Raw genomic sequence first — 13,051 nt, 5'->3', positions numbered from 1 at the left:
GACTTTCTTCGAGGTGAGCTCATGAATTTTCTCTCTGTTCGACCATCTGATAGTGATCTTATATCCAGCGATCTGCATGAATTGCTGGAATCGATCAGCACGAAAAGAAAAATGGAAAAACACACGTATTTGTTTCGAGAAGGAATGGATGCAGAAGAGCTTTATCTGATTCAATCAGGACTCATTGAAATCGGCAAGCTGACATCTGACGGAAAAGACCTGACGCTTAGAATCTGCCAAAAGCATGATATCGTCGGTGAATTAACACTTTTCACTGAAGAACCAAGGTATATGCTCAGTGCAAAAGTGCTAGAGGATGGCGAGGTGCTCGTCATTAATAAAAATAAGCTGGAAAAAGAATTAATCCAAAACGGCGCTTTGACATTTGAGTTCATGAAATGGATGAGCACGCACCTCCGGAAGATTCAGTCCAAAATCAGGGATCTGCTTCTTCATGGCAAAAAGGGGGCGCTCTATTCTACCCTTATCCGCTTATCAAACAGCTACGGAGTGGAGCGAAGCGACGGCATTCTGATTAACATTGTCCTGACAAATCAGGATTTGGCAAAGTTTTGCGCGGCTGCACGGGAAAGCGTCAATCGTATGCTCGGAGATCTCCGCAAAAAAGGGGTTATTTCGATAGACGAATCCGGAAAAATTATTTTGCACAAGCGGGACTATTTACGATGTGAGATTGAGTGTGAAAATTGCCCGCTGGAGATTTGCAATATTGACTGAAAAAACAAGGACAGTGGTGTCCTTGTTTTTTTACCTTGTGATAAACAGGCACATGACGGCAAGAAAGAAGCAGGCATTCACGATTTCCAGAATGCCAATCGTTTTCACGGGCCAATCCCTTCCATGAAAAAACCATGCCCGCAAGCTGCTCGGGATAAAAGCGAGAAACGCCCATCCTGCTCCGAAAAGAGCGGATAAAAAGGGGAGCAGCAGGTGATACCCCCATGACCAGTATGCAAATGCCCTGTTCTTTCTTTCACGAATCACCGATTTCACATAAAAGGAACTCCCGATAAAAAATAAAGCAGACTGCAAGAAAATAAACCAAGCCCAGCCGTCAAGGGTTCCCATCCCCAGCCAGCAGCTCGCAAACCCGCCCGAACAAAAGAACAAGACACCTGCAACATCATTCAATAAGGCTCGTTCGTTTTTTCTGCGGGCAAAATACATATGTATGAGAAACAGCGGCAGTAAAGAAACGCCCACCCAGATGAGAGGCGGCTTATGAAAGACCGAGATCATCAAAAAGCAGCAGGCGGGAAAACCGTAATAACACATCCACTTTTGATATGGTTTGCTTTGTTTCTTTTTTAAGGCAAGCGTAACGGGATAAACCGCTAAGTATAGGAAAAGCCAGCCTAGGAAGAGCGGAATATGCCAAATAACGGGGCCTCCCTTGACCATGCCGAGTAAAAATGGGATCAGCAGCATCGCCCACGCGCCGTGCTGCTTCGGAATCAGCGCCTTCATCGAAATCCTCCTTTTTTCTTTCATTATAAATGCAGTCACCCTCCTGATAAGTGACATTCATCATACAGGCTGTGAAATACATCACTGCTGTACAGGCTCGATCGAGCTACACTAAAGCTATCCTTAGCACAGGAGGTTTTCCTATGAATCAGTGTGACTATTTATTATTTCTGAAACAACTTCCTATGTTTAATGAAGTGCCTCTATCCATTGTCGAAAATTTGCTGAGAAACGGCACGTTTATCCGCGGCTCATGTGATCAGTCTCCATCTTTTCTTCATTCTCAATCTGTTTATATTGTATTAAAAGGCAGTGTCCGTTTCATGGACACAAGGCTCCCTGAAGGGTCGAAAACCGTTGCGCTGTGGGAAAAAGGGGATGTGTTTCCGATTGATGAAAAAGGCGGGCTTTATTTATCGCCCTTTATCTCAGTCAATGCCACTTCAGACATTCTGATTCTCAATATCCCATATTACATATTTAAGAAAATGATGTCTTATCATCCGCAGCTGCAAATGAACTTTTTGGCTATGCTTCAGCAAAATGTTTTTTGTTCCTATCAATTATTTTTGCGGTATCTGCATACATCACAGGATGAAAACGCCGAGCCCGGTTCTTAAATAGAGCCGGTTTTTTTTGATCTTTGAATGAAAGGCGGCTAATGACCCAAGCGTCCTGCCTGAACGCAGCCTTCCTCACATCTTGTGAAAATCCTTCCTTCTCCTTTGTGTGAACATTTTGTGAAAAAAGCAGAGTGTGTGACATAGTTCACAAGGAAACACGCTGTCTCTGTTTATAGTGAACTTAGCATCACCTGACTCGGAAGGAGTGAACTCTCATGAAGAAAAAGAAAATGAGTCCGTTGTTTAGGAGATTGAATTATTTCTCTCCTATCGAACACCATTCAAATAAACATAGCCAAACCACCCGCGAGGATCGCGATTGGGAGAATGTATACAGAAACAGATGGCAGTACGACAAAGTCGTTCGCTCCACCCACGGCGTTAACTGTACAGGGTCTTGCAGCTGGAATATTTATGTGAAAAACGGAATTGTCACGTGGGAAGGGCAAAATTTGAATTATCCATCAACAGGCCCGGATATGCCTGATTTTGAACCGAGAGGCTGCCCGCGGGGGGCCAGTTTTTCATGGTATATCTACAGCCCGCTGCGTGTGAAATATCCATACGTGCGCGGTGTGCTGATCAATTTGTGGCGGGAGGCATTGCAGACGCATCAAAATCCATTGGAAGCCTGGAAATCGATCGTCGAAAACCCTGAAAAAGCGAAGTCCTATAAACAGGCGAGAGGGAAAGGCGGTTTTGTGCGCGCTGAATGGCCGGAGGTGCTGAAGCTGATTTCAGCCTCTCTGCTGTATACAGTGATGAAATACGGGCCTGACCGAAACGTCGGTTTTTCTCCGATTCCGGCCATGTCCATGATCAGCCACGCATCAGGCTCCCGGTTTATGTCGTTAATCGGAGGCCCTATGCTCAGTTTTTATGACTGGTATGCGGATCTTCCTCCAGCATCCCCGCAAATTTGGGGTGACCAGACGGACGTTCCGGAAAGCAGTGATTGGTACAATTCCGGCTATATTATCACATGGGGCTCCAACGTTCCGTTAACGAGAACGCCTGACGCGCATTTTTTGGCGGAGGCCCGCTATAAAGGCGCTAAGGTCATTTCGATCAGTCCAGATTTTGCGGAATCCTCAAAGTTCGCGGATGACTGGCTGAGTATTCGCCAAGGGACTGACGGGGCGCTTGCGATGGCGATGGGTCACGTTATTCTGCAGGAATTTTACGTGAACCAAGAAACTGAACGTTTTATTGAGTACGCGAAGCAATACACTGATTTTCCATTTCTCGTCACTCTGTCAAAAGAAAATGGCGTATACACAGCGGGACGGTTTCTGCATGCGAAGGACATCGGGCGGAAGACAAAGCATGATCAGTGGAAGCCTGCAGTTTGGGATGAACAGACAAGTTCATTTGCCATACCCCAAGGGACAATGGGCTCGCGCTGGGACGGGCAGCAGAAATGGAACCTGCACATGATTGATGAAGAAACCGGGGAACCGATTGAACCCCGTCTCTCTGTGCTGGGAATAGAGGACGAAATCGGCACGGTGCGCATCCCGTATTTTTCAAATGACGGAAACAAAGTGCTCGAGCGGGATCTTCCTATTAAAAAAATGAACCTGAACGGTGAAGAAACGTACATCACGACCGTGTTTGACTTGATACTGGCTAACTACGGCGTGAACCGGGGCATCGGCGAACGATCGGCTGTCTCCTATGATGATCCTGAGCCGTTTACGCCTGCCTGGCAGGAACAAATGACAGGAATCAAAAAAGAAGCTGTCGTTAAGATTGCCAGAGAGTTTGCCCAAAATGCGATCGATACAGACGGCCGGTCCATGATTATCGTAGGGGCCGGCATTAACCACTGGTTCAACTCCGACACGATCTACCGAGCGGTGTTAAATCTTGTTTTACTTGTAGGCGCCCAAGGCGTAAACGGCGGAGGCTGGGCCCATTATGTGGGGCAGGAAAAGCTCCGACCTGCTGAAGGGTGGCAGACGATTGCAACTGCAAAGGACTGGGAGGGCGTGCCCAAGCTGCAAAACGGCACCTCATTTTTCTACTTTGCGACAGATCAGTGGCGTTATGAGGACCAGCCGATCAGTGATTTGGCATCACCGATTGCTGCGTCATCCCGCTACAAGCACCACGCTGATTACAATGTGCTGGCCGCGCGGCTGGGGTGGCTTCCGTCTTACCCGACTTTCAATCAAAATGGCATCGATCTGTATAAAGAAGCTGAAAAAGCAGGGGCAGCAACACCTGAAGACGTAGGTGCGTACGTGGCCTCACAGCTCCAAGAGAAAAAACTGAAATTCGCGATTGAAGATCCCGACAATGAAGTGAATTTCCCAAGAAATCTCTTCGTATGGCGGGCAAATCTGATCTCAAGCTCAGGAAAAGGGCATGAATATTTTCTCAAGCATTTGCTGGGGACGACGAACGGTTTGATGAATGACGACAGCGACAGCATCCGCCCTGAAGAAATCAAATGGCGGGAGCAGGCGCCGGAAGGAAAGCTCGACTTGTTAATCAATCTTGACTTCCGAATGGCCGGTACGGCGCTGTATTCCGATATCGTGCTGCCGGCGGCGACATGGTATGAAAAACACGATCTCAGCAGCACGGATATGCATCCGTTCATTCATCCATTTGCTCCTGCGATCTCGGCTCCGTGGGAATCGAAGTCAGACTGGGATATTTTCAAGGCGCTGTCAAAAGCCGTTTCCGATCTGGCAGAAGAAGTCGATATGGAGCCCGTGAAAGAAGTGGTTGCGACGCCGCTCCTCCACGACACCATGCAGGAATTGGCCCAGCCATTCGGCAAAATCAATGACTGGAGCAAAGGCGAATGTGAAGCCATTCCGGGAAAAACGATGCCGAACATCCAAGTCGTTGAACGGGATTACAAACACATTTTTCATAAAATGACTGCACTTGGTCCGAACGTTGCTTTAAAGCCGAGCGGAACAAAAGGGATGAGCTGGTCAATAGCCGATGAATATGAATCACTCAAACAGAGATTGGGAGAAATCACCTCGGACAGTGTCGCAAAGGGATGTCCAAATATAAGTGAAGCAAAGCAGGCAGCAGAAGCGATTTTAACCCTATCATCCACTTCGAATGGAAAGGTCGCCGTCAAAGCATGGGAATCACTTGAAAACATCACGAACCTGAAGCTGAAAGACCTGGCGGAAGAACGCGAGGAAGAATGCTTTACGTTCGAACAAATTACAGCCCAGCCGAAAACGGTGATCACGTCTCCAGCGTTTTCCGGCTCTGAAAAAGGAGGGCGCAGGTATTCGCCGTTTACGACGAATGTTGAAAAATTAATCCCGTGGCGGACGCTGACAGGCAGACAATCCTATTATGTCGATCATGAACTGATGATGGAATTCGGTGAAACGATGGCGACATTCAAACCGATCCTCCAGCATCGCCCGTTTCTGAGCAAGCGGCCTGATCAAGAGGGAAAAGAAATCGTCCTCAATTATTTGACGCCGCATAATAAATGGTCCGTCCACAGCATGTATTTTGATTCTCTGCCAATGCTGACGCTGTTCCGCGGCGGGCCGACCGTGTGGATGAATAAAGATGATGCAGAGGACACGGATATCAAAGACAACGATTGGATTGAATGCTTTAACCGAAACGGTGTTGTCGTCGCGAGAGCGGTTTTGTCTCATCGGATTCCTAAAGGGATGGCGTTTATGCACCATGCCCAGGACCGCCACATCAACGTGCCCGGCACAAAGCTGACGAATAACCGCGGAGGCACCCATAACAGCCCGACAAGGATTCACGTCAAGCCGACCCAGATGATCGGGGGCTATGCCCAGCTCAGCTACGGCTTTAATTATTACGGTCCAACGGGGAATCAGCGCGACCTGAACGTCGTCATCCGCAAGCTGAAGGAGGTCGATTGGCTTGAAGATTAAAGCGCAAATCGGTATGGTCATGAACTTGGATAAATGCATCGGCTGCCACACGTGCAGCGTCACCTGCAAAAACACGTGGACAAACCGTTCCGGTGCGGAATATATGTACTTCAATAATGTAGAAACAAAGCCGGGCATCGGCTACCCGAAGCAATGGGAGGACCAGGACAAATATAAAGGCGGCTGGACATTGAAAAAAGGAAAGCTCGAGCTGAAATCGGGCTCGAAAACCAATCGGCTTGCAGGCCTTTTCTATAATCCGAATCAGCCGTCGATTGATGATTACTATGAACCCTGGAACTATGATTATGAAACATTAACGAACAGCCCGCAGAAAAAACACCAGCCGGTAGCACGCCCGAAATCGTCCTTGACGGGGGATTTCATGAATATCGAATGGGGACCGAACTGGGAGGATGATCTCGCGGGCGGCCACATAACGGGACTTGAAGATCCCAACGTACAAAAGATGGAGGAATCGATCAAAACAGAATTCGATGAGGTTTTTATGATGTATTTGCCCCGTATTTGCGAGCACTGCATCAACCCGGCGTGCGTCTCATCCTGTCCATCCGGCGCCATGTACAAACGCGAGGAGGACGGCATTGTGCTTGTGGATCAAAACGCATGCCGTTCATGGAGATATTGCGTCTCATCCTGTCCTTATAAAAAAGTCTATTTTAACTGGCAAACGAACAAAGCGGAAAAATGCACACTCTGCTTTCCGCGTTTGGAGGCGGGACTGCCAACCATCTGCTCTGAGACGTGTGTTGGCAGAATTCGCTACCTCGGCGTCATGCTGTATGACGCGGACAAAGTGGAGGAAGCGGCATCTGTTGAAAATGAAAAGGATCTCTACCATTCCCAATTGGACGTTTTTCTTGATCCGAATGATCCTGAGGTTGCCCAGCTGGCAAAAGAACAAGGCATTCCGGCTGAATGGATAGAGGCTGCGCAGCAATCGCCGATTTATAAAATGATCATTGACTGGAAGATTGCGCTGCCGCTTCATCCTGAGTACCGCACGCTGCCAATGGTGTGGTACATTCCGCCGCTCAGCCCGATTATGAATCTCTTTGAAGGAAAAGGCAGCCGGCAATCCGCGGAAGATATTTTTCCGGCTATCGACCAAATGAGAATCCCGATAGATTATTTGGCGCAGCTGTTAACAGCCGGTGATACGGATCATATTCGGTCAACGTTGAAGAAAATGTCTGTCATGCGCCAGTATATGAGAGCGATCCAGACGAATAAATCAATCGACCCGGAACTGATCTCCAGTGTCGGCTTAACAGAACAGCAAATTGAAGATATGTATCGGCTGCTTGCGATTGCCAAATATGATGACCGCTTTGTGATACCGAGCAGTCATCGAGAAGAAGTTTCAGATTTATATGCTGAACAAGGGAGCTGCGGCTTATCATTTTCAGGCGGCCCCGGCTCCTGTTTCTAACTTTTGATAAATGAGGTGTAACAAGATGAACACCACAGACCGGCAAATGACGTTCTCCGCTCTTTCCACTCTTCTCTCTTATCCGGATGAAGAGTGGAGAGCCGAGATTCCCGATTGGAAGGCTCTTATCCATGAAATCAGCAACCGGCAAATCCGGGAGAAGCTGCTGCACTTTTTCGAAGCGTCAGCCAGCTTTTCACCGGAAGCGCTGATTGAACACTATGTCTATACATTCGACTTTGGGAAAAAAACAAATATGTATGTCACCTACTTTAACTCGGGCGAGCAAAGGGAACGCGGCGTTGAATTGCTGCATTTAAAAAACACATACGAGCAATCCGGTTTCCTGCCGACAGAGAAAGAGCTGCCTGATTATCTGCCGCTGATGCTGGAATTTGCTGCGGCTGCAGAAATTGAAGCAGCGAGAAGCGTGTTTGAGAAATATCTGTCCAATGTGAGGGAGCTGGGATCCCGTCTCGAAAAAAATGACAGTATATACGCTGAACTGCTGCACGTGCTGCTGGCCGCGCTTGAAAACATTGGCGTACGTGAAAGCGTTGAAGGGGCTGTTCAGGCATGAGCGGGCAGATCCTCTGGGGTATTATGCCATACATTGTATTGACAATCTTTATCGGCGGCCATATTTACCGCTACCAGCATGACCAATTTGGCTGGACGGCGAAATCAAGCGAGCTGTTAGAAAAGAAAAAACTCGCCGCGGGCAGCACACTTTTTCACTGGGGACTGCTGTGCGTTGTCGGCGGGCATGTCATGGGGATTCTGATCCCGGAAGGCGTGTATGCTTCCCTTGGCATTTCAGAGCATATGTATCACAAAATGGCGATTGGCGCTGGCTTGCCGGCGGGCATTGCGGCATGTACCGGACTTGTCATCCTGACGTACAGAAGGCTGTTTGACAAAAGGATCCGCAAAACCAGCTCGCCATCAGATATCCTTACGCTCCTCCTGCTGCTGTTCATGATGCTGTCAGGCGTTGCGGCCACGTTTCTCAACATTGATTCGAAAGGCTTCGATTACCGGACAACAGTCGGACCGTGGTTCAGGGAAATCGCTTTGTTCCGGCCTGACCCCTCGTTGATGGAGAGTGTCCCGCTATGGTTTAAGTTTCATATTGTAATAGGATACGTCGTTTTTATCCTGTGGCCGTTTACGAGATTGGTTCATGTGTTCAGTCTGCCGCTCAAGTATCTGACCCGCAGCTACGTTGTATATCGGAAACGCTCGTGAAAATCCCCCTTGCAAGAGGGGGTTTTTTCTGCCAAGGTAATGGCTGGGCGGCCGGGAATCCTGGAAATAACATCAAGAATAAAACGGATTTTACTCATTTTAAACCGGCGGAACAGCAGATTATGACTCAGCCTGACTAACTCCTTATTTTCTTTCTGATCAATATCCCGTTTTATATATTTTCTCTCATCAGAATGGGTATCAACTTCACTCTATCCACCGTATTTGCAGTCACAGCGCCGCCTCTTTTTCGGCGCTTGCCGGAGTGCTGAGCGGGTTCGGCCTGCCGTTCATGTTGTCACTCGGCGTTGCCAATAGTCTTGCTTTATTTCTGCAGAAACGATGCGGATGAACCCCTTGACAGTTAGTTTTCTCTAAACCTCTCCTCCTTTGGCGGAGAGGTTTTTTACTTACAAGGTTTATCGATTAGAAAAAAGAGGTAATACAGAGGTAATTGAATCAGATTGGAGAGAATCAGGATGCTGAAAAGGAGACTGGAATTTTTCTTTTTATATATGATGCTCATCGGGGCATATGTCATTTGGTTTTTTCCGGTTTCCAGGCTTGAGTTTTACGGAGGATTGCTTTGCTATATAAGCATTATTTTGTTCAGCATCTATTCATTAATTCTTGAAAACCGCACCTCGCAGCACACGCTGCTATGGATCCATATTCTTGTCTTTTTTCCAATCGTCGGCTACGTGTTTTATCTGTTTTCGGGACAGCTTTATGTAAAGGGAAAGCTGTTTAAGACAAAACGAATGTACAACAGGGAAAAGCTCAGGAAGCTGTTTGACAAGGAGGAAACGCCCGAAGTGACAGGGCTGAAGGACAATCAAGAGAGGTTCTTTACATATTCCATCAAGGCTGCCCATATGAATATCAATACGAAAAGCAACATCAAAGTGCTGAAAAACGGCGAAGAAACCTTCCCGGACATTTTCAAAGCGATGAGAAAAGCTGAATCTTACATACATATTGAATACTACATGTTTAAATCAGACATGCTCGGACGCGGCATGATGGACATTATGATGGAGAAAGCGCGCCAGGGTGTCGAGGTGAGGTTTTTATACGATGCGGCAGGAAGCATGAAGCTGGCAAGAAGAGATATTATGAGAATGGAACAAGCGGGGGTGGACATCGTCCCGTTTTCTCCGCTGAAATACGGGTTTTTCAACCAGAAGCTGAATTTCAGAAATCACCGGAAAATCGTGATCATTGATGGGAAAACCGGTTTTGTGGGCGGATTAAATGTCGGGAAGGAATATATCAGCAGAGATCCGTACATCGGATTTTGGAGAGATACACACCTGCGGCTTGAGGGGGAAATTGTGCAAACGCTCCACGCTATCTTTATGCTGGATTGGGAATATGTCTCCAATGAAGTGTTAATTGATCAAGAGGAGTACAATACCCCGGTTCCCGTGGAAGGAGGAGGCATTTATCAAATTGTCGCAACAGGCCCTGACATGAAGGAAAGCATGAGCGACCTTTATTATGAAATGATTTCTTCAGCACAGAAATCAATATGGATCGCCACGCCCTATTTTGTCCCCAATGAATCCATTCGCACGGCGCTAAAAGCAGCGGCGACAAAGGGGGTAGAGGTAAGGGTTATGGTGCCGGAGAAGAACGACAGCTTTTTGACCCAATACGCGTCGAGGTCCTATTTCCCGGAGCTGCTCCTTGAGGGCATTGAAGTGTACTCCTACCAAAAAGGCTTCATGCATCAAAAAGTCATGATCATTGATGGCGATCTCGCCTCCGTCGGTACCGCGAATATGGACATGCGCAGCTTTCAGCTCAACTTTGAAGTGAATGTGTTCTTCACGGATGCCGAAGCGATACGAACCCTTGAGGCCCATTTTGAAGAGGATATGCAGGAAAGTGAAAAGCTCAGCCCTGTCGGCTTTTATAAAAGAGGCGTGGCTGACCGGACAAAAGAGTCGTTTGCCCGCCTGTTTTCAGGTGTTCTGTAAGAAAAAAGAAATCTGATCTTTCAAAACAGCCCGTGTATAGTATAATTGAGAAATATTATCAGTTATTTATACATTGGGGGAAGATAGGGTGCTGCGGCAATTTTTTTCATATTATAAACCATATAAAACGTTGTTCTTTCTCGACTTTTTCTCAGCGATCGCGGGAGGTTTAATGGAGCTGAGTTTTCCTTTGATCGTCAATTATTTTATTGATACCTTGCTGCCGGGCAGGGATTGGGGACTGATCATCGCGACCTCAATCGGGTTATTTGCGGTGTACGCGCTCAGCTCGGCTCTTCAGTATATCGTGACCTACTGGGGACACATGCTTGGTATCAATATTGAGACTGATATGAGAAAGTCGCTTTTTGACCATTTGCAAAAGCTCTCGTTCAAATTTTACGACAACAACAAGACGGGAACGCTGATGTCGAAGCTCACGAACGATTTAATGTATATCGGTGAAGTCGCCCATCACGGACCGGAAGACTTATTCATTGCGGTCATGACCATTCTCGGGGCGTTCGGAGTGATGCTGTTTATTAACTGGCAGCTTGCTTTATTAACGTTTATCATTATGCCGATCGTCATTTGGCTAGCGCTTTATTTTAACAAAAAAATGACCAAAGCATTTACCACGCTGAACAAGGATATCGGAGACTTCAGCGCGCGTGTAGAAAATAACATCGGCGGCATCCGGCTTGTGCAGGCGTTCGGAAATGAAGCATTTGAAAAAGAACGCTTCGCCGTCAACAACCAGCGTTTTCGTGTCACAAAGCTTTCTTCCTACAAAATCATGGCGAAAAACGGTTCAATCAGCTATATGCTGACCCGGTTTGTCACACTGTTTGTCCTTTTGTGCGGGACGTGGTTTGTCATTCGCGGCTCCTTATCGTACGGGGAATTCGTGGCGTTTGTGCTCCTGACAAATGTGCTGTTCAGGCCTATTGACAAAATTAATGCCATTATCGAAATGTATCCGAGGGGGATCGCGGGTTTCAAAAGCTATATGGAGCTCATGGAGACAGAGCCGGACATTCAGGATTCAACTGATGCGAAAGATGTTTCCGGCCTGAAGGGCAATATCCGCTATAAACATGTTTCGTTTGGCTATGATGGCCATCACAATGTCCTCAATGACATCAACCTATCCATTCAAGCGGGGGAAACGGTGGCGTTCGTCGGTCCGTCAGGTGCGGGGAAATCAACGCTTTGCAGTCTGCTTCCGCGTTTTTATGAAGCATCGGAGGGCGACATTACGATTGACGGCATCAGTATAAAAGACATGACGCTTTCTTCGTTGCGCGGGCAGATTGGCGTCGTGCAGCAGGACGTTTTCTTATTCTCGGGCACGCTTAGAGAAAATATCGCCTACGGCCGACTAGGCGCATCAGAAGAAGACATTTGGCAAGCTGTGAAGCAGGCGCATCTGGAAGAGCTCGTCCATAACATGCCCGATGGGTTGGATACTATGATTGGCGAACGCGGCGTGAAGCTTTCCGGCGGGCAAAAACAGCGTCTGTCAATTGCAAGGATGTTCTTGAAAAATCCGTCGATCTTGATTCTCGACGAAGCCACCTCAGCCCTTGATACAGAGACGGAAGCGGCGATCCAAAAGGCGCTTCAAGAGTTGTCTGAGGGGCGCACGACGCTTGTCATCGCCCACAGGCTGGCGACGATCAAAGACGCGGACAGAATTGTAGTCGTCACAAACAACGGTATTGAAGAACAAGGCCGTCATCAAGACCTGATCGAAGCCGGAGGCCTATACAGCAGGCTGCATCAAGCGCAATTCGGGCAAATGGTGCAGCGATAGGAGGAGAACATGGAAAGAAAAACTGTGCTGTACATTGCTGTTTCATTGGACGGGATGATCGCAAAAGAAGATGGAAGCATCGATTGGCTGGATGAATTTGAAGGTGAAGGCGACAACGGCTACAGTGATTTTTATCAGACTGTTGATACAGTCATTTTAGGGCGGAGCACATATGAGCACGTAAAAGTGCTAACACCGGTTTTCCCGTATCAGGATAAAACCTGCTATGTTTTTACAGGATCGCCCGACAGTTATCAAGATGAACATGTGACGTTTATCAATGAGGGAGCCAGAGCCTTCACTGACCGTTTGAAACAGGAAAAAGGCTCAAACATCTGGATAGCTGGCGGGGCGGAGCTGGTGAATGCCTTTATGAAAGAAGATGCCATCGACGAATTCATCATTACTGTTATTCCCGTCGTTTTAGGAAGCGGCATCCCGCTGTTTCACGAACTAACAAATGAAACAAAACTGCGGTTAAAAGGGACAAAACAATTTGGACAAGCGGTTCAGCTCCATTATGTAAGAGCATAAGAAAA

The 13,051-nt window shown here is 47.5% G+C and carries 10 protein-coding genes and 1 pseudogene; 10 read left to right on the top strand and 1 reads right to left on the bottom strand.

Going from position 1 to position 13,051, the window contains the following annotated elements:
• The first annotated feature begins 21 nt into the window (after window positions 1-21).
• The gene (gene fnr, locus CW370_RS11805) at window positions 22-738 is read left to right on the top strand and encodes a fumarate/nitrate reduction transcriptional regulator Fnr (RefSeq protein WP_003227573.1); all 717 of its coding nucleotides are present in this window, start codon (window positions 22-24) and stop codon (window positions 736-738) included.
• Between the two features lie 30 nt (window positions 739-768).
• Here the strand turns inward: fnr and CW370_RS11800 are convergent, their stop codons facing one another.
• Complete coding sequence (locus CW370_RS11800) at window positions 769-1,488, bottom strand: YwiC-like family protein (RefSeq protein ID WP_014481214.1); 720 nt, start codon at window positions 1,486-1,488, stop codon at window positions 769-771.
• Window positions 1,489-1,631: 143 nt separating this feature from the next.
• On the opposite strand from CW370_RS11800, the gene arfM reads away from it, so the two are divergent.
• From arfM to CW370_RS11755, 9 genes and pseudogenes are all read left to right on the top strand, one after another.
• On the top strand, window positions 1,632-2,108 hold the full coding sequence (gene arfM, locus CW370_RS11795) for a Crp/Fnr family transcriptional regulator ArfM (protein ID WP_024572781.1): 477 nt from the start codon (window positions 1,632-1,634) through the stop codon (window positions 2,106-2,108).
• Window positions 2,109-2,326: 218 nt separating this feature from the next.
• A complete protein-coding gene (locus CW370_RS11790; RefSeq protein ID WP_024572780.1) occupies window positions 2,327-6,013 on the top strand; it encodes a nitrate reductase subunit alpha in 3,687 nt (1,228 codons plus the stop codon).
• Complete coding sequence (narH, locus tag CW370_RS11785) at window positions 6,003-7,466, top strand: nitrate reductase subunit beta (RefSeq protein WP_029946107.1); 1,464 nt, start codon at window positions 6,003-6,005, stop codon at window positions 7,464-7,466. The genes CW370_RS11790 and narH overlap by 11 nt, the downstream gene beginning before the upstream one ends.
• 25 nt (window positions 7,467-7,491) lie before the next feature.
• On the top strand, window positions 7,492-8,046 hold the full coding sequence (gene narJ, locus CW370_RS11780) for a nitrate reductase molybdenum cofactor assembly chaperone (RefSeq protein ID WP_024571809.1): 555 nt from the start codon (window positions 7,492-7,494) through the stop codon (window positions 8,044-8,046).
• Window positions 8,043-8,714: a respiratory nitrate reductase subunit gamma gene (narI, locus tag CW370_RS11775; RefSeq protein WP_024571808.1), complete on the top strand. Its 672-nt coding sequence runs from the start codon at window positions 8,043-8,045 to the stop codon at window positions 8,712-8,714. The genes narJ and narI overlap by 4 nt, the downstream gene beginning before the upstream one ends.
• A 143-nt stretch (window positions 8,715-8,857) precedes the next feature.
• Window positions 8,858-9,089, top strand: a pseudogene (locus tag CW370_RS21565) (YitT family protein); the annotation flags it as partial.
• 104 nt (window positions 9,090-9,193) lie between these two features.
• Complete coding sequence (gene cls / locus CW370_RS11765) at window positions 9,194-10,696, top strand: cardiolipin synthase (RefSeq protein ID WP_024571807.1); 1,503 nt, start codon at window positions 9,194-9,196, stop codon at window positions 10,694-10,696.
• An 88-nt stretch (window positions 10,697-10,784) separates the two neighbouring features.
• On the top strand, window positions 10,785-12,512 hold the full coding sequence (locus CW370_RS11760; RefSeq protein WP_024571806.1) for an ABC transporter ATP-binding protein: 1,728 nt from the start codon (window positions 10,785-10,787) through the stop codon (window positions 12,510-12,512).
• 9 nt (window positions 12,513-12,521) lie between these two features.
• Window positions 12,522-13,046, top strand: a complete 525-nt coding sequence (locus tag CW370_RS11755) for a dihydrofolate reductase family protein (protein WP_024571805.1) — start codon at window positions 12,522-12,524, stop codon at window positions 13,044-13,046.
• The last annotated feature ends 5 nt before the right edge of the window (window positions 13,047-13,051 follow it).

This window comes from Bacillus sp. SN32 (genome assembly GCF_002837495.1).
GTDB lineage: Bacteria > Bacillota > Bacilli > Bacillales > Bacillaceae > Bacillus > Bacillus subtilis.
Note: the sequence above shows the minus strand (reverse complement) of the source record. Positions and strands in the feature narration are given on the sequence as shown.